Origin of the sequence: Rhizobium sp. BK379 (genome assembly GCF_014193955.1) — a bacterium.
Taxonomy (GTDB): domain Bacteria; phylum Pseudomonadota; class Alphaproteobacteria; order Rhizobiales; family Rhizobiaceae; genus Rhizobium.
This window is the reverse complement of the sequence record NZ_JACIAD010000001.1, coordinates 516,365-539,587: the sequence shown is the minus strand read 5'-3', so window position 1 is coordinate 539,587 and position 23,223 is coordinate 516,365. Positions and strand designations below refer to the sequence as shown.

Sequence of the window (23,223 nt, the reverse complement as noted above, 5' to 3'; positions counted from 1 at the left end):
GCACACTTTTGCTGGAATTGCTTTAGGCCTTCACGAAGCGGTAGGCGCTGTCCTTGCGTTCGGCATGACCGACGCCCGGATAGGACCAGTGATAGCCGAGCAGCTTGATCTTTTCCGACGCAGCACGGTCAAGAAGCATCCGGCGGTTCTTCAGGGCGGTTTCGGGATCTGTATCGAAGCCGAAATGCCAGGCGGGGTGCTCGAAGAAGATCACGTCATTGGTGCAGGCGTCACCGGTGATGAGGAGATTGCCGTCGCCGGCCAGTTCCAGCGAGATGTGGCCCGGCGTGTGGCCCGATGTTTCGACCACCTGCATTCCAGGCAGGATTTCCTGACCCGGCTTGACGAGGGTGAGCCGGTCCTTCACCGCAAAGAGATCGCGCTGCGCGCCGCGGGCGAAATCGTGCAGGACGGCGGGCATATGGGTCTCGTAGTCCTTGTCGGTCCAGAAGTTCCATTCTGTTTCGCTGACGAAATACTGGGCATTCGGATAGAGCAGTTTGCCGCCGGCCACGGTCGTTGCGCCCGAATGATCGGGATGGGCGTGAGTGAAGATCACCTTGGTGATGGCTTCCGGCTCGATGCCTGCTGCCTTCAGGTTGGCGGCGAGCTTGCCGGCGCTTGCCTGAAAGTTCGTACCGGAACCGTTGTCTATCAGGATCAGATCGCTGCCGTGGCGGATGAGCGGAATATTGGCCTGGACTGGCGCACCCGCCGCATCGCCGCCGAGCTGCGCCAATATCGGCCGGCGCTCTTCCGGCGTCGCGTCGGGAAGCAGGACGTCGGCGGGCAGGGTGATGAAGCCGTCGCTGACGACAGTGATATCGAAGGCGCCGTGCGTAAAGCGAAAGGACTCCGCCGCATGGGTGCCGCGCGGCAGGACAAGGGCCGCCGCGCCCGAGAGGGCGCCGGCCAGAAGCTGACGGCGCGTGGCCGACAGGCCGAGATTATCCGGATTGCTCATCTGCTCGTCTCCTCTTCGGTATCACCATGAGGAGACAATAACAGCACACCGATAGGACTTCGCCTATAAAATTCAATATTATCAATTATTTACATTTATTTTCAGTTCTTTACGGCTGATGCCGCGACACCATACCAGACAACCATACCGCATATCAGGAAGAAAAAGGCGCGCCACAAGGGCGCGCCGGCAACTCTTCGAGAGAAAACTCAGCCCTTGATGAAGGCCAGGAGGTCCGGATTGATGACTTCCGGGTGCGTGGTGCACATGCCGTGCGGGAAGCCCGGATAGGTCTTCAGCGTGCCGTGCTTCAGGAGCTTGGCGGAGAGCGGTCCCGAGTCGGCATAGGGAACGATCTGGTCGTCGTCGCCATGCATGACGAGAACCGGAACCGTGATCTTCTGAAGGTCTTCGGTGAAGTCGGTTTCCGAGAAGGCCTTGATGCAATCATAGTGGGCCTTGGCGCCGCCCATCATGCCCTGGCGCCACCAGTTTTCGATCACGCCCTGGCTGACCTTGGCGCCCGGACGGTTGAAGCCGTAGAAGGGGCCGGTGGGTATATCGAGGTAGAACTGGGCGCGGTTGGCAACGAGGGCTGCGCGGAAGCCGTCGAAGACTTCGAGCGGCAGGCCGCCGGGGTTCTTGTCCGACTTGACCATGATGGGCGGCACGGCGCCGATGATCACGGCCTTGGCGACACGACCTTCCTTGGCGCGGGCGACATAGTGGACGACTTCGCCGCCGCCGGTCGAGTGGCCGATATGGACGGCATTCTTGAGATCGAGGTGATCGGTCAGTGCGGCAACGTCAGCCGCATAGGTATCCATCTCGTTGCCTTCCCATGTCTGGGTGGAGCGACCGTGGCCACGGCGGTCATGGGCGATGACGCGAAAACCCTTTTCGAGGAAAAACATCATCTGTGCGTCCCAATCGTCGGCGCTGAGCGGCCAGCCGTGATGGAAGACGATCGGCTGGGCGTCCTTCGAACCCCAATCCTTGTAGAAGATTTCAGTTCCGTCCTTGGTCTTGATGAAAGGCATGGTCTGGCTCCGATTTTCTGATGATGTTGAACTGGTTGCGGCAAGCGTGGTTTTCGGCAGGGCGAGGGCCGCAATGGCCGCGCCGCCTGCCAGAAGAACGTCCCGCCGTGTGGCATCCGCTGTCAGTGCAATGCTGCGTTCATTCTCAGCTGTGGGCATGATCGCCTCCGTGTGGGCTTCTCCGCGCCTCTTCGACGAGAACAAGCTGCCCCACTTCCGGCGGCGATGCGAGTTAACCGTCGTAAATTGATGCAAAGCAATAATGACAGCAATGCGCCATTAGGCGTAATTACCTCATGAACACAATATGTTATCAGCAGGTTTTTCTTCTCAGAGCCGCTGCATGTTGCGCCGGACGGCCTGCCTGTTCTCCTCGAACGATCTTGCTTCCCTGCGCCAATGCTCGAAGTGGCCGCCGTCGCGCAATCTGACCGCGGCGTCTCGGCCAACCATCTTCTCGGCCGCCGCCTCATCACCCATGTGCTCCAGCACCTCAGCCACCATATCGAGCAGGGCGGCATGATCGTTGGTATCGTAGACCGAGCAGAGCAGCTTGAGCCGGGGGCTGCCGGAAGCAAGTTCGCGGGCGGCGTGTTCGGCCAGGTCTTCGGAGGAAAAGGAAAGCGGGGCAAACCAATATGCAAGGTAGGCGAGGTCTCGCAAATGCGGACCCGGGCCTGCCAGATCGAAATCGATGATCGCGATCGGAAGGCCGTCCCGGAAGATCATGTTGTAGGGTGCGAAATCATTGTGGCAGATCACGTCGTTGCGGTCGGCAATGGGGTAGGTGTAGGCCCAATTGCCATCGGGTACGAAATCCAGGTCTTTCGTCGCGTCATGGAATTGCCGCAACATGCCCACGGCTTCGACGAGCGCGGCATCATTCGTCCAGAGCGTGTCCGGCATCGTCGCAGAACCCGCCATGTAAGAGAGGATTTCTCTTCCGCTGGCATCGATGCCAAGGAAGCGCGGGGCATGGCCATAGCCTCGCCTCTCCAGTTGCTCCAGGAGCTTGTGGACATTGCCGCTGTTTGGGCCGATCGCACGGCGGACAGTATTGCCAACCCTGACAACGCCGGCATTGACATTGCCGCCGGCAAGCGGGATTTCCTCTGAAATCGGCATCGTCGTCCCCCGGCATGGTTCGCTCATGACCGAATAGCGGAAACAGGCACCTTTGCCCATGCACCGCTTGCGATCTGTTCAGGAGATCGCGACGTCACCCGCCCGCCTCTTGTCGAAGCCGCGGAAACTGCGATGTGCCAGCGGTGCAAGCGTCGTCACGAGATAGGCAAGGCCCGTCAGGAAAAGTGCGGCCGAGAGGCCGAAGCCATCGATCAGCGCGCCGCCGACAAGGCCGCCGAAGGGAATGAGCGCCCAGCAGAGTGCGGCATTCAGCGAGGTGACGCGCCCCATCAGCGGCTTCGGGATGCGCTCGAAAAGCACAGCCGTGAGAATGGGATTGAGGAAGCCCGAGGCGAAGCCGCCGATCGCGAGGATCGCGAAGATCAGGGCGAGTGGGGAGTCCATTGCAAAGACCAGGAAGCGGGGGAAACCCGTCAACAGAAAGGCGACCGTGTAGACGGCAAGCCGCGGTAGGCGCTCGCCGATCATGGCGGCAATCGCAGCGCCGATCATCGACGCACAGGAGAAGACGGCAAACAGGGTTCCGAGCAGGGCCGGGCCATGGCCCGAACCCTGGGTCCAGACCGGAACCAGGACGACATAGTAGGCCTGATCGAGCAAGTTGGTGGTCGCTACCATCAGCACGATTGCGACGAGCACGGCATCACGCCGCATGAAGTGCCAGCCTTCCGCGAGTTCCCGCCCATAGGCCTTGATGCCGGATGCTGCGGACTTCACTGCATGCCGAATTGCAGGAATGCCGATAGCGACGATCAGCGCGGAAGCGGCGAAGGTGACGGCGTTGACCACCAGCGCCTGGCTCGGCCCGACAAGGGCAATCAGCCCACCGGCACCTGCCGCCCCCACCGTCGATGCGAGGCGGTCGATGACGCCGATGACGCCGGTGACACGCTCCAGCGGCACGGCGGCAAGCCCGGCAATATCGGGGACCATGGATTGTTTTGCAGCATCGGAGGGGCCGCGCAGCACCCCCATGACAAAGACGATCGGCAGTAGGATCGGCATGGTGAGCAGGTCGAGGAGATGCAGGAGCGGCACGAGACCGACCGTGATCACCGAGGCGCTGTCGCAAACGATGGCGACGCGCTTGGGTCCGACGCGATCGATCATCGGACCGCCGAGTGCCTTGGCGACGACATAGGGCAGCATTTCCATCATGGCGACGATGCCGGTCAGCATGGCGCTGCCTGTGGTGCTCAGTACCAACCAGGGAATGGCGATGCCCGAGAGGCGCGTGCCCGAAAGGGAGAGCGTTTCTGCAACTGCGAGCGCGACAAAGGGGCTGCGGCTCATGGCTCGCTCTCTTCCTCGCCATGCGGCAGGCGGCCCGGATAGGGAAAGGCGTGCAGCATGACAGTGAAAGGCACCGTGTCGGCGGGCAGTGGCTCGCCAAGGGCCGGGGCTTCACGCATCGCTTCCATGAGAAACTCGTTCAGCCGCGTCGTCAGGGCTTCGGCTTTCTCGGCGGTCAAGGGAATGACGATGTCGCTTGCGGTGCTGGCCTTGCGCCATTCGAGCGGCAGTTCGGCATATTCCTCGGCGGCCTTCTGCATCTGGCCGACCTGCTGGGAGAGTATCGCCTGCGCGAAGGCGACGTCCATGTCGAAAGCCTCACCTTCGCTTTCCGCCGGTCGCACCGAGGTGATCTCGTGGGACGCCTTCCACCAGCGATCCCGGCGCGATGTCGCAGGCGCGTCCTCGATGAAACCATATTGGGCGAGCTGGCGCAGGTGGTAGCTCGTGGCACCGCTGTTGAGGCCGAGGCGCGCGGCAAGCTGGGTTGCCGTTGCGGGACCATCTATGCGCAGCATGCCGAGCATGCGCAGGCGCACCGGATGGGCGAGCGCCTTCAGCGCGGTGACATCGGGAACGATCTCGCTGACGTTACGCGAGGTGGCTGACGCCTGTGTAGGGACTGGCGGTTTCATGGTGACAGCCTAATATCGCAAACGATTCTTTGCAAATGTTTCTTTGCAAACCTTGAGAGAGGCTTTCAGTCGCCCGTTGCCCGGGCGTTGCGCTGTTCCAGCGCCACCTTGAGCAAGGCATGGGCCGATAGAAGCGGAGAGGATTGGCTATCACCGAGGATCAGAAGACCGGCGGAAGCACCTTCAGGTGTTATGTCCAGATGCCTGCCGGGGACGATGGCGACGGGCTTGCCCAAGGTCAGGAAAGTGCGGATCGTGGCTGCAACGCCATCGGCCAACCAGAGCGGACCGGAAAGACCGATACAGAAGGCAGCATCGAAATCCTCCGTCACGATCTGGCCGAGATGTAGCGTATCGGCGAGATCATCTCGGGCAGAGCGGTCGGCGAGGAAGCGGCGGGTCGATGGTTCCGGATGCGCGGTCTGACGCAACTCGCTGGTCAGATCAGGGAATCCGCCTGACGGGGTTGCGAGGACGACTTCTGCATGTGCGTCTCTGAAAAGATAATAGGCCGGCGCGAGGCGTGAGATCCGGGCCTCGCTGCTATCTCCATTCATGGCGAGAACGATCAGAAAACGAATGGGTATGTCGCCGTCCATGGCATGCTCCTCTTGAAGGGCAATGATGCACGGATGGCGAGTGGCGGACGAGTTGATCGTTGTAAATCGGTGTAAAGGGGTCAGCCCGCAGCACCCGAAAGCTGCGCCGGCTCATGGCCGAGGGCTTCGAGTTCGACGTTGATGCGACGTTCCCAGCCGGCGGCGCGATCCTGTCTTGCAGCTGTGCGTGCCACTTCGAGGATCGCCGAAGCGGCATCCAGTGCGTCCGGGCCTTGTCCCTTTACGGTGACCAGCGCTTTCACCCGCAGGAGTTCGGGCAGGCACCAGCGCTCGCCCGAGACATCGCAATGGACAAGCGCAGCATCGATTACGCTGCCGGCCTCTACATGCTGGCCGAGGCCGGAGAGGGCTCGCGCCTCGATGGACTGGAAGTAGGTGCGGAAGAGGTTGAAGCCGGCGCGATCGAGGATATCCATCGCCGGACGCAGCTTTGCGAGGCAGAGCCGGTATTCGCCGGCATGCAGATGCAGCTCCGCCTCGAAGCTGTCGGCATAGGTGTGCCAGACATCGAGAGACAGGGCCTTAGTATGGTCGCGCAGCAGCCGGATCGCGTTCGCGGCTTCTTCGTCATTGCCGGAGAGAAGCGCAAGCGGGCAGACGGCCTCGGCGAGCAGATTGCTGATCGAATGGTTGTGGCCGATCTCGCGGGCGTAGCGCATTGTCTCTTCGGCCTCGTCCAGCGCGGCCTTCTCGTCGCCCGACATCCAGAGGCAACGGGCCAGGATGATGCGCGCCGTCACGCGCTGGTCGAACTGGAAGCGCACGGAGTGGTGCGCCTGAGGCACATGCTCGTAGTCGGCCAGCATGGCCAGAAGCTCATCGCGGGCTTCGGCATGGCGGCCGAGCCAATGCAGCGTTGCGGCCCTCATGCGCCTGCCGATGATGATATCGCTCGGATCGGAGGAGGAGGGAGCAAGGGCTGTAAAACGCGCCGCCAGCTCCAGCCCCTGGCGGGGCTCGGCGCGGTTCAGCATGTCGACCCAGAGCGCCCAGATGGCGCGCAACTGATGGTCGATATCGCCGAGCTCCTCGGCAATGCGCCTGGCCGTCGTCCAGGCAGCGACGCCGAGTTCCGGCGCATGGGTGGCGCGCAGCTGCGGCCAGCCCAGTGCGGCATAGAGCTTCATGCGGCTCCTCTCATCCAGGCCTGGGCGGGCATCGAGAAAGGCGATCGCATGGGTCAGCGCGGCCAGGCATTCGTCAAGCAGCGACAGGCGGAAGAAGAGTGGCAGGGCAGCGACCGTCAGACGCACGCCGAGCAACGCATCGCCGAATGGACCGAAGGCCCAGTCGACGGCTGCGCGCAAACCCGGAACCTGCTGGGCGAAATCGTCAGGCCATTCCTCCGGCAGGGCGGCGTAGAGATCCTGCTCGGCGCTTTCGAGCGCGACGGAGAGATGAGCGGAGAAGCGGGCCATGGCACCGGGGAGCTCGCCCGATGCGGCAAGCTTCTCACCGGCATAGAGGCGCGTCGTATCCAGCAGCCGGTAAAGCGTTTCGTCGGTCGCGTTCTCGACCACGACCAGCGATTTGGCGACGAGGGCGGCAAGCAGATCCTCTGGCTCACTGCCGGAGAGCACGGCACCTGCGGCCCTGCCACTGAAGCGGCCGCGGAAGACGGAAAGTTCGCGCAAAGCCTGCTGCTCCTGCTGCGACAGGATGAGATAGCTCCAGTCGAGCGTGGCGCGCAGCGTCTGGTGGCGCGGCAGGGCCGTGCGCCGGCCGCGGGTCAATACCCGGAAACAGTCGGACAGCGAGCGGGAGAGGGCGGCAATGCCCATCGACTCCAGCCTGCCGGCGGCAAGCTCGATTGCCAGTGCGATACCATCGAGCCTCGTGCAGATATCGACGACATCGGCAGCATCCTCATCCGTCAGTTCGTAACCGCCGAGGCAGGCATCGGCGCGTTCGACAAAGAGCTGGACGGCGGGCGAGACGAGAGCAGCTTCCGCTGTCACGGCGGACGCCGGCAGGTCGAGGGGCAGCAGGCGGTGAACACGTTCGCCATCGGCGCGCAGCGGCTCACGGCTGGTGGCGAGGATATGCAGATCGGGTGCTTCCGCGAGCAGATCCTCGGCAAGCTCGGCGATATCGGCCACGACATGCTCGCAGCTATCCAGCACGAGCAGGAGGTTGCGTGGCTGCAGATGGACGGCGATTTCCCTGACGATGTCATCGCTGCGGGAGAGGATGCCGAGCGCAGACGCCAAGACGGTGGGCACAAGATTTCCGGTCGCGACTTCCGACAGGTCGATCCAGACGATTTCGCCTTCGAAGCCGCCGCGCGCAATCAGGGCGCGGGCGACGGTGGACTTGCCGATGCCGCCAGGACCGGCAATCGTCACCAGCCGGCTCTTCGCAAGCTGTCCGGTTACGGCCGCGATCGTCTGTTCGCGGCCGAAGATGCGCCGAGGCAGGCGTTCCGGGCGGGATTTCTGAGGTATCGGTGAGGGGGCGGCAGGCTCAGCGCCGTTGCTGCGGCGGTTGACGGGAGCGATGAACGTATAGCCGCGGCCCGGCACATTGGCGATGAACTGCGGCTCGCGCCTGACGTCGCCCAATGCCTTGCGCAGCGCCGAAACATGGACGCGCAAATTGGCTTCATCCACGAAAGTCTCCGGCCAGACCTGCCTGACGATCTCGGCATTGGTCTTCAACTCGCCCGGATGATGGAGCAGAAACAGGAGTATGTCGATGGCGCGGCTACCGAGCGGCACGGCGGAACCGTCCCGCATCAGGCTGCGCCTGGCGGGCACGATCGAAAATGCGCCGAAGTGAAACTCTTCTTCCAAACCCGGCCCCTTGCGGTGGTGCCGGCAGGTTGATCCCAATAGCAGCGCCCTGTCAAATGAAACGCAGCGGCAGCGCGGGAATTGCAAGGGGATTTCAGATGTTTAAGGCCACGCTATTTTAGCGGCGTCAAGCCTGTCCGCGTTCCCCAAGGATTGCGTTCAGCCGGGAGACGTCTTCGCGCAGCGCGGTCAGTTCCGTCAGAACCCGCATGTCGATCTTCTGATGCAACGAGAGCACCTCCAGTTCGGCTTTCAGGTTCACCTCGTAATCCTTGGCCGCTTCGAAACGGTCGCGTTCGGCCTGACGGTTCTGCGACATCATGATGATCGGCGCCTGGATGGCGGCGAGCATGGAGAGGATCAGGTTCAGGAAAACAAAGGGATAGGGGTCGAAGGCGCGGGTCATCAGGATGACCGTGTTGATGACCGTCCAGATCACGAGGAAGGCGAGGAAGGCGAGGATGAAAGACCATGAGCCGCCGACGCGGGCGATGCCATCCGCCAACCGCTGGCCGACGGAGGATTCGGCAGCAATGGCAGCGTTGATGTCGGTGGAGATGATCTTGCGCTCATGTGCCTTGGCCAGCACGCGCTTTTCGATGTCACCCAGTTCTTCGGCCGATTTGCCGAAATGCAGGTGGACGAAATTAGGAAGATTATACATGGCATTGTCCCGGGAATGGATCGAATTGGCGCGCAGTATTCCGCCACTGCCGCAAATTGCAATGCGTATCGGCGTCGCGCAAGGCAAACAGAGGTGTGAGTCAGCATTCATCAAATTTTCGCCGCAGATCGATACGGCTTTTGACGCCGCTTATTGCGGTGCACGAAGGGGCGGATTAAATGAATGACATGACACAGGAAAACGCTCTCTCCCATACGTTCAACATCGCCATCGCCCAGCTGAACCCCACGGTGGGCGATGTCGCCGGAAACCTTGCCAAGGTGCGCGAGGCGCGTGCCGATGCAGCCCGCCAGGGCGCGCAACTGCTCATGATGACCGAGCTTTTCATCTCGGGCTATCCACCGGAAGACCTCGTTCTGAAGCCGGCGTTCATCCAAGCCTGCTGGAAGGCTGTCGAAAGCCTCGCGGCCGATACCGCCGATGGCGGACCGGGCGTCGTCATCGGCTTCCCGCGCCAGGACGAGACGGGCCGCTACAATTCCATCGCCGTGCTCGACGGCGGCAAGGTGATCGCCGTCAGAGACAAGATCGACCTGCCGAACTATGGCGAGTTCGACGAGAAGCGCGTCTTCGATCAGGGCGCCATGCCGGGTCCGGTGAATTTCCGCGGCGTTCGCATCGGCATTCCGATCTGCGAGGATATCTGGGGTGATCTCGGTGTCTGCGAGACGCTGGCCGAAAGCGGGGCGGAAATCCTGCTCGTGCCGAACGGTTCGCCCTATTATCGCGGCAAGGTCGATATCCGCCATCAGGTCGTGCTGAAACAGGTGATCGAAACCGGGCTGCCGATGGTCTATGCCGCCCAGCTCGGCGGCCAGGACGAGCTCGTCTTCGATGGCGCAAGCTTTGCCTTCAATGCCGACAAGTCGCTCGCCTTCCAGCTCAGCCAGTTCGAAACGGCACTGGCCGTGACGACCTGGAAACGCACCGAAAACGGCTGGCATTGCTCGCAAGGGCCGATGGCACGCATACCCGAGAGCGAAGAAGCCGACTACCGCGCCTGCCTGCTCGGTTTCCGCGACTATGTGAACAAGAACGGCTTCAAGAATGTCGTGCTCGGGCTTTCCGGCGGCATCGATTCGGCGATCTGCGCGGCGATTGCCGTCGATGCGCTCGGCGAAGAGCGGGTGCGCACGGTGATGCTGCCATACCGCTATACATCGGAGGATTCGTTCAAGGACGCCGCCGATTGCGCCAAGGCGCTTGGCTGCCGCTATGACATCGTTCCGATCGAAGAACCGGTTGCTGGCTTTTCATCCGCGCTCTCGAATCTCTTCGAGGGCACAGACAGCGGCATCACCGAGGAAAACCTGCAGAGCCGCGCACGCGGCGTCATCCTCATGGCGATCTCCAACAAGTTCGGCTCGATGGTCGTCACCACGGGCAACAAGTCGGAAATGTCGGTCGGCTATGCGACGCTTTACGGCGACATGAACGGCGGCTTCAACCCGATCAAGGACCTCTACAAGATGCAGGTCTATGCGTTGGCCCGCTGGCGCAACGAGAATGTGCCGCCGGATGCGCTCGGCCCCTCAGGTGTAGTCATTCCGCAGAATATTATCGACAAGGCGCCGTCGGCCGAACTTCGCCCGGATCAGAAGGACCAGGATTCGCTGCCGCCTTATCCAGCGCTCGACGACATTCTTGAATGCCTGGTCGAACGGGAAATGGCGGTCGAGGAGATCGTGGCGCGCGGCCATGATGTCGAGACGGTGCACCGCATCGAGCATCTGCTCTATCTCGCCGAATACAAGCGCCGCCAGTCGGCACCGGGCGTGAAGATCACGAAGAAGAATTTCGGCCGCGACCGGCGCTACCCGATCACCAACCGGTTCCGGGATCGCTGAGACGCTTCAAATATCTGGGAGGGATGAATGCGCAGCTCAGTTGAAATCTACAATGTGCGGCGGGGCGAAAGCCGTGTCATCTGGCAGACGGAAGCGCTGGTGGAGGCGCCGAATTTCTCGCGCGACGGCGCCTATCTGCTGATCAATGGCGACGGGCTGCTCTATCGCCTGCGTCTCGATGGCAGCGACCTGGTGGAGCGTGTCGATACCGGCTTCGCGGTCCATTGCAACAACGACCACGGTATTTCGCCCGATGGCGAACTGATCGTCATCTCCGACAAGACCGAGTTCGGCAAGTCGGCGATCTACATCCTGCCGATCGAGGGCGGCAAGCCGCGGTTGATCACCAGGAACCTGCCGTCCTACTGGCACGGCTGGTCGCCAGACGGGCGCGAGCTTGCCTATTGCGGCATCCGCAACGACGTCTTCGATATCTATACGATCTCGGTCAATGGTGGTGAGGAGAAGCGGCTGACGCATGGCGAGGGCCGCAATGACGGGCCGGACTGGTCGGCCGACGGGCAGTGGATCTATTTCAATTCCAGCCGCACCGGGCTGATGCAGATCTGGCGCATCCACCCCGACGGCACGGGTCTCGAGCAGGTGACATCGGACAATTACGGCAACTGGTTCGCCCATCCATCACCCAACAATGACAAGGTGCTGATCCTTTCCTACGACCCCGACGTCTTCGATCATCCGCGCGATCTCAATGTGCGCCTCAGGATGATGGACATGGATGGCGGCAACCTGACGGAGCTGTTCGAGCTTTTCGGCGGGCAGGGCACGATCAACGTGCCGAACTGGTCGCCCGATGGCGAGGAATTCGCTTTCGTACGGTATTTTCCGGCGAGATCTTGAGAGGGCGCACCGCCATTTGATGATGGCGGTGGCGCCTCAAGCCTCACGCGACCCTTCTGAAATAGGCATTACCCGTTCATGAGAGGGATCGTTACACAACTATGCGCAAGGTATTGCTCGCGGCATTCGCCTGCCTGATCTGCTGCCGTACTTTACTGTTTGTTATGTTTCCGGTCGAGTATCTGCGATGGTTCGGAAAATACCAGGAGTCTCAAACTCTGAACCAGATGGCGCTCCCCATAGCCAAATTCTATATTCAGCATGATATTAAATATGCTTGTGGCAACGAGACCTACTTCAGAAATTACAACGCCATGAACTTCTTCGATGATCTGCCACTTTCGCCTGAAGAGGAGGTCGCGCTCCAGTCACAGGACAAGATTGCGCACCTGTTTTTAAGTGACGTCGTTGACGACGAGAGTGAATATCTCGACTCTATCCGCGCGGTGGCCGATTATAATTTGCTTGTCGCCTCTAAGTGCTTGCACAGGCGCATTTCGTGAAAGCCTCACTGGCGATCGGGCGCCTCACCGGTTAAGGAGAGGCGGCGCAATATCGGCATTATGTGAATGGGCGGCGGGTGTCTGCCCGCCGCGCTTGATGCTGCCTATCAAGCCGCAACAGCGGCCTTGCGGCGATCACGGACGGCCTGAGCCAGATCCTCGAGAACGTCGACCGACATGTCCCAGCCGATGCAGCCGTCGGTGATCGACTGGCCGTAGACGAGCGGCTTGCCGGGAACGAGGTCCTGACGGCCGGCGACGAGATTGCTCTCGATCATCATGCCCTTGATGTGATCGTTGCCGGCGACGATCTGGCCGGCGACGTCGTGGACGACCTTCGGCTGGTTCATCGGATCCTTGCCGCTGTTGGCGTGGCTGGCATCGATCAGCATGCGCGGGTCGACACCGAGCTTGGTTGCCTCGGCGATGACGGCCTGGACGTCGGCTGCCTCATAGTTCGGGCGCTTGCCGCCGCGCAGGATGATGTGGCAGTCCTCGTTGCCGCGGGTGGAGGCGATCGCTGCCTGTCCATCCTTGGTGACAGCCGGGAAATGGTGCGGCTGGGAAGCCGCCATGATCGCGTCGAGCGCGACACGCGCGCTGCCGTCCGTGCCGTTCTTGAAGCCGATCGGGCAGGAGAGACCCGAGGCGAGCTGACGGTGGATCTGGCTTTCGGTCGTACGCGCGCCGATGGCGCCGTAGCTGACGAGATCGGCGATGTATTGCGGCGTGATCGTATCGAGGAATTCGCAGCCGGCCGGCAGGCCCATGGCGTTGATGTCGAGCAGCAGGCGGCGGGCGAGGCGCAGACCTTCCTCGATACGGTAGCTGCCGTCGAGATGCGGATCGTTCATCAACCCCTTCCAGCCGACGGTGGTGCGGGGCTTTTCGAAATAGACGCGCATGACGATTTCGAGATCGCCGGAGAGGCGTCGTCGCTGCTCAACGAGGCGGGAGGCGTATTCGCGGGCGGCTGCCGGATCATGGATCGAGCAGGGACCGATGATGACCAGCTGGCGGTCGTCCTTGCCCGTCAGGATATTATGGATCGTGTCGCGCGTGCCGGTCACGGTCTCGGTCACCGCTCGGTCACGCGGGATTTCCTTGATAATATCGGCAGGTTTGGTCAGCGGGGTGATCTCGACGATGCGCAGATCATCAATAGTGTCAGTCACGGTATGCTCTCCTGTTTGGTCATACCGTGGCGGAACAAAAAAGCCGCCAGGTTGACTAGCGGCTGTTCGGGTGTGTCGTCGCGTTAGTTTCGGTTACGCACAGACCCGCATCCGCTGGAAGCAGCGGTACGAATAAAATCGCGATGCGTAAACGGACGAAATCGACATGCCGCCTATGTAGACATGCGAATTGGAATTGTCACGTGGATTCTGTGAGGAAAAATGACAGGCCTGTGAAGTTTTATCGGCTTTCGGCCATTGCCTCTCTCTGGGCATCTTCCGGCGCAGCCGCTTCGGCATGTCCATGCTTGGCGCGGCGTGTCGTCATGTCATCGCCGGCATTGGCGGGCAGGCGCAGGAAAGTGATGCAGGCGAGCGAGGAAATCCCTGCCACGATAAAGAAGGCGATATGGAAATCGGTGACCGTGAGTTGGCCGCCGTGGAAGCTCGCGGACACTTCCAGGATCGTCCCTGCGACTGCAACACCCATGGCCATGGAGATGCGCTGCGCCACGGCATTGATGGCCGTCGCCTGGCTGCTGTCGGCCTCGTCGACATCCCCGAAGGCCATGGCGTTAACACCTGAGAAGGCCATGGAGCGCAGCAGTCCGCCGACGAGAAGAGAGCCCATGATGAGATAGATCGGCGTTTCAGCAGTGAAGAGGCCGTTCACGCCGAGGAAGATTGCGGCAAGGAAGGTAGTGAGGGCGATGACGTTGCGGAAGCCGAAGGCGTTATAGGTGCGGGTTGCAGCGAATTTCGAGCCCATGGAGCCGAGTGCGCTGACGAAGGTGACAGAGCCAGACTGCAGCGGTGTTAGACCGAAACCGAGCTGCAGCATCAGCGGCATGAGGAAGGGCAGCGCGCCGAGCCCCATGCGGAAATTCGAGGCGCCGAGGATCGCCGCCCGAAACATCGGGTAGCGGAACATTTTCGGATCAAGCAGCGGATGCGGCGTGCGCCTGGCATGGACGAAATACAGGATGCCGGAGAGGACGCCGACCGCGACGGTGACATAGCCGTAAATGACGGGAACGGCCGGCAGGCTGATGACGGATATGCCGAAGACGAAACCGGCAAAGCCGATCCCGGACAGGAAGAAACCCGGAAAATCCATCGGCTTCGGGCTGCGTGGCTCAATTGCCGGCAGGAAGCGGGTGACCAGCGCAATGCCGATAATGCCGATCGGCACATTGATCCAGAAAATCCAGTGCCAACTCAAATAGGTCGTCAGGAAGCCGCCGATCGGCGGGCCCATGATCGGGCCGATCAGCGCCGGAATGGTGAGCCAGGCCATGGCATTCACCAGCTGGTGACGTGGTGTGCCGCGCACCAGCAGCAATCGCCCGACCGGTGTCATCATCGAGCCGCCGGCGCCCTGGATGAGGCGGGAAATGACGAAGGCGGCGATGGAATTGGAAAAGGCGCAGGCGATCGAACCGGCCATGAAAACGAAGATTGCCAGACGGAAAATGTTGCGCGCGCCGAAGCGATCCGACATCCAGCCGCTGATCGGAATGAAGATCGCAAGCGCCACAAGGTAGCTGGTTACCGCAAGCTTCAGCGCGATCGGCGAAGTGCCGATATCGGCCGCTATAGCCGGCAGGCTGGTGGCGATCACGGTCGAATCCATCTGTTCCATGAACAGGGCGACCGCAAGTATCATCGGCGTTAGGCGGGACACGGGCAACCGGGATGCAAGGAGAAGGGATTCGGCGCCAGTGGCGCCGCTCGGATCAGGGTCTCGTTCTAGGCCAGCATTTTCAACCTGTCCACGAAATGAATGTCGCATGTGGCTTGCGGCCATGCCCTTTCCGCGCCATAGATCGCCTGTCAGGTGCCCGCTGTCACCAGCGGGAGAATCGGGAATCCGGTGAAAGACCGGGACGTGCCCAACGCTGTAAGGCCGACGCTCGCCGTTCAAACTACGCCACTGGCTTTTCGGCCGGGAAGGCAGCGGCCAAGCGGAGGACGCCGAGTCAGAAGACCGGCCTGGCAAGATAGACCCAACCCGCGCGGACGGCGGGCGGTTGCGTTGTTGGGGATTTGACGATGCGACCCATTGATGATGCCGTTTGTCCGGCATCCAGCTTTTCTGCGGCCGAACGCGAGGCCGTCTATCACGCGATCATGACGCGGCGTGACGTGCGCAGCCAGTTCCTGCCCGATCCCTTGCCGGATGATCTGGTGACGCGGCTTTTGACCGCCGCGCACCACGCGCCTTCGGTCGGCTTCATGCAGCCGTGGAATTTCATTCTGGTGAAAAGTGCCGAGGTGAGGGCGCGCGTGCGCGATGCGTTCCTCGGGGCGAATGAGGAAGCGGCCCGCATGTTCACCGGCGAGCGGCAGGAAAAGTATCGTTCGCTGAAGCTTGAAGGCATTGTCCAGGCGCCGCTCGGCATCTGCGTGACCTGCGATCCCACCCGCAGCGGCAGCGTTGTGCTGGGACGCACGCATAATCCGCGCATGGACAGCTATTCCACCGTCTGCGCCATCCAGAACCTGTGGCTCGCGGCCCGTGCCGAAGGCGTCGGCATCGGCTGGGTCAGCATCTTTCGCGAGGGCGACCTCAAGGAGATACTTGGCATTCCCGATCATATCGAAGTCGTCGCCTGGCTCTGCGCCGGCTTCGTCGACCGGCTCTACGATGAACCGGAACTGGCGGTCAAAGGCTGGCGGCAGCGGGTGGCGCTGGAAGAACTGGTCTTCCATGACGGCTGGGGGCAGGTGGAAGGCGAGGCCGCGCCGGTCTGAGCCGGCGCGGGTGTGCTTCACTCGGCCGGCTGGGTGCTGCAATCCTTGGCGCAGGCCGGTGTCCTCCAATGGCCAAAGGTGAGGAAGCTCGCAGCAGCGAGAAGCCAGACGCCGATCGCTCCATAGAGCATGACACCGCCGAAGCCTGCGACCAGCGCATCATGGACCGTCTCGGCCGGAATATCAGGCAGGGCGGCGATGCTGCCGGCGGAGATCCGTTCGGCAAGCAGGCGCAGGTCGCCGGCATCCATCGAGTTCGGCAAGACGTTCTTCAGATGGGAGAGCACGCCGCTGAACAGGATGAAGCCCATGACCGCGATGTTGATCGCGAGCGAGATCATCCGGGCGCTCATGTCGATGCCGGAGGCCATGCCGGCGCGGTCGCTGGATACCGCACCGGTTGTCGTGTTGGTGACCGGGGTATTGGTGAAGCCAAGCCCGATGCCGGCAAGCAGCGCGCCGGGCAGCATCGTCAGCCAGCTTGGCGCAGCGGCGGCACTGCCTGACTTCATCAGCAGGAAGCCCAGCCCGATCGTGAAAAGGCCGCCGGGAATGATGATGCCCGGCCGATAGCGCAGCATAAGCCGCTCGGCAAGCGGCGGCACGACCAGCGTCGGCAGCGTATAGGCCAGCAAGGCGATGCCGGCGGCCACACTGCCGTAACCGAGGCCGGCTTCATACCAGATCGGCAAATAGATCATGAAAGGCCAGAAGCTGATGTTCATGGCGGCCGAACCGACAATGGCGCCCGAGAAGGTGCGGATGCGGAACACCGAGGCATCGAACATCGGTCGCGGGTTCAGCTTTTCGGCAACGACGAAGGCGACGAGGCTTGCGGCGCCAAGTCCTATAATGCCAAGCGCAGCCGGGCTCGCAAAACCGAGAGCAGGCCCCTGGGTGATGAAGAAGGCAAGGCAGAAGACCGCCAGCGAAAGGGTGGCGATGCCGGCGATATCGAGCCGTCCGGCCGCGGGATCACGCGATTCCTGAATTCCCGTCAGCGCGAGAGCGATTGTCACGCCCGCCAGCACGGCATGGATGAGGAATACCCATTGCCAGCCGGCCACCGCCACGATGCCGACGCCGACGATCGGGCCAAAGCCCAGGCCGATGCCAAAAATGATGCCCCACCAGCCGAAGGCGATGCTGCGGGCGCGGCCCTCGCGAAATTGATGGGAGAGCACGGCTACCTGGCAGATCAGCATGAAGCCGCCGCTCATTCCCTGCAGAAAACGAGCAACGATCAGCAGCGAAACATCCTGCGCGAGTCCGGCAATCAGCGAGGTGAGGCCGAAGACGGCAATGCCGATCAGGAAGACGCGCTTGCGGCCGTAGCGGTCGGCCAATGTGCCTGCGGCCATCAGCACCGTCGTAACGGCGATCGTATAGGCGTTCATGATCCATTGCAGGGCACTGAAATCGGCGTGAAGCACTTTTTCCAAAGTGGGCAGGATTGCCGGCACGCTCGATATTTCGAGGCCGAACATCAGCGAGGAGAGACAGGCAGCCAGCAGGGCAATGATGCCCCGCGCACGAGGGGATGAATGGGAATCAGGGGGCATGTTTTGGCCTTTCGACGTTGAGGCGCACAACGTGACATCCGCTGTGGTCCATTTGCGTCAGCATAGGCGGGACTTGATCATTACAAAATTGGATGATTACATATTTCAGACACAACAAATTCGAATGATTGGTTTCAACCATGCTCGATGTCGATTCCGTTCAGGCCTTCGTGGCGATCGCCGACAACAAGAGTTTCACCCGCGCTGCGAACGAACTCGGCAGCACGCAAGGAGCGATCAGCGTCAAATTGAAGCGGCTGGAGGAGCGGCTCGGCCACCGGCTGATCGAACGCACGCCCCGGCTGGTGCGGCTTTCGGCGCAGGGGGCAGTGTTTCTACAGGCCGCACGGGAATTCCTCGAGGCCCATGACAGGGCCGTTGCGGCGCTCTCCTCGTCGCGCCGCCACTTCACGATCGGCATTGCCGCGCATGTAGCAGGGCCGGAGGTTCCGACACTGCTTGCACGCCTCAACGCCCATGATCCGGGTCTGACGATCGAAGTGCGGATCGATAATTCCTGCACCCTGCTTGCGGCTTTCGATCGCGGCGAACTGGATGCGGCGATCATCCGCCGGGACGAAGATCGGCGCGACGGCGAGGTTCTGGGGCCTGAGCATTTCGGCTGGTTCGCCACGCCGCAATTCGAGTATCGCCGCGGCGAGCCGTTGCGTCTTGCAGCACTCTCGCCGACATGCGGAGTGCGGGCTGTCTGCACCCGCGCGCTCGATGTGGCGGGCATTCCCTGGACCGGAGTGTTCCTCGGCGGCGGCTCTTCGGCTGTGACCGCAGCCGTTTCGGCCGGGCTTGCCGTTTCAACCTTCTCCTATCGCCTGGCCCCCGTCGGCACTGTCGAAGTCAGCGAGCGTTTCGGCCTGCCGCCATTGCCGTCTTCGGAGATCGTGCTGCATTCGACGCTGACGGACGCCAAATCGCGCGCGGCACTACGCACGCTGGCAGCCGCCTTCAGAGAGCATCGCGTGTCCAGCTGATAGCGCGGTTTCTATTGCACCGAGATCGTGATTATTGCTGCTGTTGGGGCTGCGGGCCCGATGCCGCGGGATTGGCGAGATCGATCTTGCCCTGATCGCCGGCGAGGAATTGCGGGCCGACCTGGCGCACCTTGTTGCTCGCGGGATTATAGGGACGATCCGGTACTTGCGCCTGCGGGGCAGGCGGGGCGCTCGCCGCTTTCGGGGCTTCGGTGTGGATCGTGGTGATGGAGCTTTTCGGCTCAGGCGCCGGAGCAGAGGCCGTCTGGCTCTTGCGCATTTCCTCGTAATAGGCACTGAGATTGCACGAGCAGGCGGATTTTTCGCCAGGCGCGCGGGTCTTGTAGGCGAACGCGTTCTTCATCGCGCCATAGGGCGCGCCTGTCGCCGTCGAGATCATGTTCGAGGCTTCGGTGCTGGAAATATCCCGGTAATAGAGTTCCGTCTCCACACCGGGGCACATTTTCGAGCACGTTGCGGCATCGCGGCCGAAATCGACCGAAGTGGTATTGTTGCTGATCGGGAAGAAGCCGCCATCGCAGGTGCGCACGCAGATGGTGCTGACGGGCGAAAGCATTTCGGCCCGCGGCAGGCCGTAACGCTCACCGCCGCCGAGTGGAATGAAGGTATCGCCGCGCATTGCCTGCTCCTCGATGGAAGGAGCGGGTGCATAAGCGTCACCTTGCGCGGATTCTGTAAAGCTGTCGCTGTTGCAGCCATTGTCTTCGAGGGCCGCCATCAGGCCTTCGCGGGCCGGATCGGCGCCGGACTGGCGCAATTCGCTACGGCGGTCCTGCAGATAGCGGATATTGTCGACCATCTTTGCTTGCGCCTGCTCGAGCTCCTCGCAAAATCCCGCATTCTCACCGCCGAGGACGACCATGCTGCCGGAGGTGCAGCCATATCGGCGCAGATCGCCGCGCACCTTGCGCAGTTCCAGATTCTGTTCGGCAAGCGCGCCTGCATATTGGCGCATCTCGGGACCATTATTGCCGAAAGTTTGCGGCAGATCGGCCAGGCGTCCGCGCAGATCTTCGCAGATCGCGTTGGTCTCAGCTGCTGCCGGAACCGCGAATGCCAGAAAGAAAACAAGATACAGGTTTCGGCGCTTCACGACGTCGTCCCGGAATGAGAAAAGCATCTATCGGTGAATTGCGGCTTCAATCCACCGCGCTTTGTCTTAACGTATTTCCCTTAATAAGCTCGCAGTAATTCCTAGCGCATTTTTGCAATCTTATCCAGCAAGCCTAATGCTTGCATACCTTCGCTCCTGCAATCACGCGGGGAGTCTATTGATCTCTAGACAGCTGATATGACAGGCATTTCCGACGAAACTCACCTCACCGAGGCGACAGCAGGAATACCGGAAACCGGGCACGGCCTGCACCTCTTCGTGGACGGTTGTTTTGAGCCTCGCTCGGGGCACGGCGGGTGGGCCTTCATCGCCTATCGCGATGGGGTGGAAATAGGCACCGGTTTCGGGGGCGTGGAGAATGGCGCCAACAACACGATGGAACTGACCGCGTTGCTTGAGGCGACAATCTGGGTCAGCCGCGCGGTACCCGGCGAAGCCGCGATCATCTGGTCCGATTCCGTCTACACCGTCGAAGGCTGCAACAGCTGGCGCCCCATCTGGAGGAACAATAGCTGGAAGAAAAGCAATCCGAACGGCAGGGCCAGAAACAGAGCGATATCGGATGCCAAGCTCTGGAAAGCGCTCGACATCGAGCTATCCCGGAATCCATCGATAACAATTGTCTGGTGCAAGGGTCATTCCGGCATTGAAGGCAACGAACGCGCGGATGAACTGTCGGATCAGGGACGCCGCTCGATACGGCGTGCCTGATGTGCCTGATGTCAGCGGCCGTCGTTTCACAGACGGCCGCAGCGCAAGTTACGCCGGCTGCGATGCCTCGACGACAGCAAGCGCTGCCATATTGACCACACCGCGAGAGGTGACCGACGGCGCCAGGATATGGGCCGGCATCGCCGTGCCGAGCAGGATCGGGCCAACATGCAGGCCGTCGGTCATCGATTTGACGACACCGAGGGTGATATTGGCCGCATCGAGGTTCGGGAAGACCAGCAGGTTGGCTTCGCCATGCAGCGTAGTATGCGGCATGACCCGGCGCCGCAGCTCCTCGGAGATCGCGCTTTCGCCATGCATTTCGCCGTCGACTTCGAGATCCGGTGCCGCCTCGCGAACCAGCTGCAAGGCGTTGCGCATCTTGCTTGCGCTTTCAGACTCGCGCGAGCCGAAGTTCGAATGCGAGACCAGGGCAGCACGCGGCGTAATGCCGAAGCGCTTGATTTCCTCGGCGGCCAGAACCGCCGCCTCGGCGATTTCTTCAGCCGTCGGGTTGAAGGTCACATAGGTGTCTGTGAAGAAGGTCGCGCCGCGCTGCGAGATCAACAGGCTGAGCGCGGAGAAATCGCGCACGTTCGGGCGTTTGCCGATGATCTGGCGCACGTCACGCAGATGCTTCTCATAACGGCCTTCAAGGCCGCAGATCAGCGCATCGGCTTCGCCACGCTTCAGCGCCAAGGCACCGATGACGGTCGTGTTGGTGCGCACGATGGTACGGGCCGCTTCCGGGATGACGCCGCGGCGCCCGACGAGCTGCAGATAAAGATCGACATATTCGCGGAAGCGCGGATCGTCCTCGGGGTTGATGACATCGAAATCCTGCAGCGGGCGAATGCGCAGGCCGTAACGCTTCAGGCGCGTTTCGATGACTTGAGGACGGCCGATGATGATCGGTTCGGCGATGCCTTCTTCAAGCAGCACCTGGGCCGCGCGCAGCACGCGTTCGTCTTCGCCTTCGGAGAAGATGACGCGCTTGCGCTCCGCCACCTTGGCCGCCGTGAAGATCGGCTTCATGACGAAGCCGGAGCGGAAGACGAAGCGGTTCAGCTGGTCGAGATAGGCGTCGAAATCCGTGATCGGGCGGCGCGCTACGCCGCTTTCGGCCGCAGCCTTGGCAACGGCAGGCGCGATGCGCAGGATCAGGCGCGGATCGAAGGGCGAGGGGATGAGGTAGTCGGGCCCGAAGACCGGGGTTTCGCCGGAATAGGCGCGGGCCGCAACGTCCGATGGCTCCTCGCGGGCGAGGGCCGCGATCGCGCGCACTGCCGCCATCTTCATTTCCTCGTTGATCGTCTCGGCGCCACAGTCCAGAGCACCCCTGAAAATATAGGGGAAGCAGAGAACGTTATTGACCTGGTTCGGAAAGTCGGAGCGGCCGGTGCAGATCATCGCATCGGGGCGGGCGGCGCGGGCAAGATCCGGCATGATCTCTGGCGTCGGATTGGCAAGCGCCATGATGAGCGGCTTTTCGGCCATCTGCGCCAGGAGTTCCGGCTTCAGCACGCCAGCGGCTGACAGGCCGAGGAAAACGTCGGCGCCGCCGATATTTTCGGCAAGCGTGCGCGTGTCGCTCTTCTGAGCGTAGATCGCCTTCCACTCGTCCATCAGCTCGACGCGGCCTTCATAGACGAGGCCTTCGAGATCGTGGACCCAGATGTTTTCGCGTTTGGCGCCGAGTGTCACCAGCAGGTTGAGACAGGCAAGGGCGGCGGCACCGGCGCCGGAGGCGACGATCTTCACCTCATCGATCTTCTTGCCGGCGAGTTCGAGGCCGTTGAGGATGGCGGCTGCGACGATGATCGCGGTGCCATGCTGGTCGTCATGGAAGACCGGGATCTTCATCTTCTCGCGCAGCTGCTTCTCGATGCGGAAGCATTCCGGCGCCTTGATATCCTCGAGGTTGATGCCGCCAAAGGTCGGCTCCAGCGAGGCGACGGTGGAAACCATCTGGTCGACATCTGCCGCATCCACTTCGATATCGAAGACGTCGATGCCGGCGAATTTCTTGAAGAGGACGGCCTTGCCTTCCATGACCGGCTTGGAGGCAAGCGGGCCGATATTGCCGAGGCCGAGCACGGCGGTGCCGTTGGAGATGACGGCGACGAGATTGGCGCGGGACGTATAATCGGCCGCCTGCTCCGGATTGTCACGGATGGCGAGGCAGGGAGCGGCGACACCGGGAGAATAGGCAAGCGCCAGGTCGCGCTGGTTGCCGAGCGGCTTGGTCGCCTGGATTTCGAGCTTGCCGGGGCGCGGATAGCGGTGGAAGAAAAGCGCCTGCTCGTCGAGGCTGCCGCCCGTCAAATTCTTTTCCGATTTGGATTTTTCGTGGTGATCCATCGCCGCCTCCAGCGTTGTTCGAAGTCTTTTGAAGCTTCCTCCATACATCAATCGACCCGTGGGAACAGTACGGAAATAAGCGCAGTGGAACTTTTTGATCTGATGGTAACGGGGAGCTGACATCGGAGTTTTCCCGGTCAGCTGCGGCAG

Annotated in this window: 20 protein-coding genes and 1 riboswitch; of the genes, 7 read left to right on the top strand and 13 right to left on the bottom strand. The window is 61.8% G+C overall.

From position 1 onward, the window contains the following. Positions 1 to 22: 22 nt before the first annotated feature. The 8 genes from FHT93_RS02750 to FHT93_RS02715 all read right to left on the bottom strand — a co-directional run bounded on the left by FHT93_RS02750 (position 23) and on the right by FHT93_RS02715 (position 9,154). Positions 23 to 964 carry an MBL fold metallo-hydrolase gene (locus FHT93_RS02750; RefSeq protein ID WP_183846029.1) on the bottom strand — a complete coding sequence of 314 codons (942 nt, stop codon included), beginning with the start codon at positions 962 to 964 and terminating at the stop codon, positions 23 to 25. A gap of 209 nt (positions 965 to 1,173) precedes the next feature. Further along, positions 1,174 to 2,004 (bottom strand): alpha/beta hydrolase, encoded by an 831-nt coding sequence (locus FHT93_RS02745; protein ID WP_183847480.1) that lies wholly within the window; start codon positions 2,002 to 2,004, stop codon positions 1,174 to 1,176. A 330-nt stretch (positions 2,005 to 2,334) separates the two neighbouring features. Next, positions 2,335 to 3,129 (bottom strand): phosphotransferase, encoded by a 795-nt coding sequence (locus tag FHT93_RS02740; RefSeq protein ID WP_183846028.1) that lies wholly within the window; start codon positions 3,127 to 3,129, stop codon positions 2,335 to 2,337. Positions 3,130 to 3,207: 78 nt separating this feature from the next. Further along, positions 3,208 to 4,443, bottom strand: a complete 1,236-nt coding sequence (locus FHT93_RS02735; protein ID WP_113116829.1) for an MFS transporter — start codon at positions 4,441 to 4,443, stop codon at positions 3,208 to 3,210. Continuing rightward, positions 4,440 to 5,078: a helix-turn-helix domain-containing protein gene (locus tag FHT93_RS02730; protein WP_183846027.1), complete on the bottom strand. Its 639-nt coding sequence runs from the start codon at positions 5,076 to 5,078 to the stop codon at positions 4,440 to 4,442. Before FHT93_RS02730 ends, FHT93_RS02735 begins: the two co-directional genes overlap by 4 nt. Positions 5,079 to 5,143: 65 nt before the next feature. Then, positions 5,144 to 5,677: a transporter gene (locus tag FHT93_RS02725; RefSeq protein ID WP_183846026.1), complete on the bottom strand. Its 534-nt coding sequence runs from the start codon at positions 5,675 to 5,677 to the stop codon at positions 5,144 to 5,146. A gap of 80 nt (positions 5,678 to 5,757) precedes the next feature. Further along, the gene (locus FHT93_RS02720; RefSeq protein ID WP_183846025.1) at positions 5,758 to 8,490 is read right to left on the bottom strand and encodes a winged helix-turn-helix domain-containing protein; all 2,733 of its coding nucleotides are present in this window, start codon (positions 8,488 to 8,490) and stop codon (positions 5,758 to 5,760) included. 127 nt (positions 8,491 to 8,617) lie between these two features. Further along, positions 8,618 to 9,154, bottom strand: a complete 537-nt coding sequence (locus FHT93_RS02715; RefSeq protein WP_112547326.1) for a DUF1003 domain-containing protein — start codon at positions 9,152 to 9,154, stop codon at positions 8,618 to 8,620. On the opposite strand from FHT93_RS02715, the gene FHT93_RS02710 reads away from it, so the two are divergent. From FHT93_RS02710 to FHT93_RS02695, 4 genes are all read left to right on the top strand, one after another. After that, positions 9,153 to 9,341, top strand: coding sequence for a hypothetical protein (locus FHT93_RS02710; protein WP_113202541.1), 189 nt, complete (start codon positions 9,153 to 9,155; stop codon positions 9,339 to 9,341). The genes FHT93_RS02715 and FHT93_RS02710 overlap by 2 nt on opposite strands. Before the next feature lies 1 nt (position 9,342). Beyond that, positions 9,343 to 11,022, top strand: coding sequence for an NAD+ synthase (locus FHT93_RS02705; RefSeq protein ID WP_183847478.1), 1,680 nt, complete (start codon positions 9,343 to 9,345; stop codon positions 11,020 to 11,022). Positions 11,023 to 11,049: 27 nt separating this feature from the next. Next, entirely contained in the window at positions 11,050 to 11,883 is an 834-nt protein-coding gene (locus FHT93_RS02700; RefSeq protein ID WP_183846024.1) for a PD40 domain-containing protein, read from the top strand. Positions 11,884 to 11,984: 101 nt separating this feature from the next. Further along, complete coding sequence (locus FHT93_RS02695; protein WP_183846023.1) at positions 11,985 to 12,386, top strand: hypothetical protein; 402 nt, start codon at positions 11,985 to 11,987, stop codon at positions 12,384 to 12,386. Between the two features lie 107 nt (positions 12,387 to 12,493). Here the strand turns inward: FHT93_RS02695 and FHT93_RS02690 are convergent, their stop codons facing one another. Both FHT93_RS02690 and FHT93_RS02685 read right to left on the bottom strand, forming a co-directional pair. After that, the gene (locus FHT93_RS02690) at positions 12,494 to 13,561 is read right to left on the bottom strand and encodes a 3-deoxy-7-phosphoheptulonate synthase (RefSeq protein WP_183846022.1); all 1,068 of its coding nucleotides are present in this window, start codon (positions 13,559 to 13,561) and stop codon (positions 12,494 to 12,496) included. Positions 13,562 to 13,802: 241 nt separating this feature from the next. Continuing rightward, a complete protein-coding gene (locus tag FHT93_RS02685; protein ID WP_183847476.1) occupies positions 13,803 to 15,227 on the bottom strand; it encodes a DHA2 family efflux MFS transporter permease subunit in 1,425 nt (474 codons plus the stop codon). Between the two features lie 152 nt (positions 15,228 to 15,379). Beyond that, positions 15,380 to 15,572: riboswitch (cobalamin riboswitch) on the top strand. Positions 15,573 to 15,613: 41 nt separating this feature from the next. Here FHT93_RS02685 and bluB point away from each other — a divergent pair. Continuing rightward, positions 15,614 to 16,315, top strand: coding sequence for a 5,6-dimethylbenzimidazole synthase (gene bluB, locus FHT93_RS02680; RefSeq protein WP_183846021.1), 702 nt, complete (start codon positions 15,614 to 15,616; stop codon positions 16,313 to 16,315). Positions 16,316 to 16,332: 17 nt separating this feature from the next. On the opposite strand, the gene FHT93_RS02675 is transcribed toward bluB, so the two are convergent. Beyond that, positions 16,333 to 17,877: an MFS transporter gene (locus FHT93_RS02675; protein WP_183846020.1), complete on the bottom strand. Its 1,545-nt coding sequence runs from the start codon at positions 17,875 to 17,877 to the stop codon at positions 16,333 to 16,335. Between the two features lie 140 nt (positions 17,878 to 18,017). Here FHT93_RS02675 and FHT93_RS02670 point away from each other — a divergent pair, with 140 nt between their 5' ends. Continuing rightward, positions 18,018 to 18,866, top strand: a complete 849-nt coding sequence (locus FHT93_RS02670; RefSeq protein ID WP_183846019.1) for a LysR family transcriptional regulator — start codon at positions 18,018 to 18,020, stop codon at positions 18,864 to 18,866. A 31-nt stretch (positions 18,867 to 18,897) separates the two neighbouring features. On the opposite strand, the gene FHT93_RS02665 is transcribed toward FHT93_RS02670, so the two are convergent. Beyond that, complete coding sequence (locus FHT93_RS02665) at positions 18,898 to 19,980, bottom strand: DUF2865 domain-containing protein (RefSeq protein WP_183846018.1); 1,083 nt, start codon at positions 19,978 to 19,980, stop codon at positions 18,898 to 18,900. Between the two features lie 198 nt (positions 19,981 to 20,178). Here FHT93_RS02665 and FHT93_RS02660 point away from each other — a divergent pair, with 198 nt between their 5' ends. Beyond that, positions 20,179 to 20,712, top strand: a complete 534-nt coding sequence (locus FHT93_RS02660; RefSeq protein WP_183846017.1) for a ribonuclease H — start codon at positions 20,179 to 20,181, stop codon at positions 20,710 to 20,712. Positions 20,713 to 20,760: 48 nt separating this feature from the next. Here the strand turns inward: FHT93_RS02660 and FHT93_RS02655 are convergent, their stop codons facing one another. Beyond that, positions 20,761 to 23,073: an NADP-dependent malic enzyme gene (locus FHT93_RS02655; RefSeq protein ID WP_112547318.1), complete on the bottom strand. Its 2,313-nt coding sequence runs from the start codon at positions 23,071 to 23,073 to the stop codon at positions 20,761 to 20,763. Between the last annotated feature and the right edge of the window lie 150 nt (positions 23,074 to 23,223).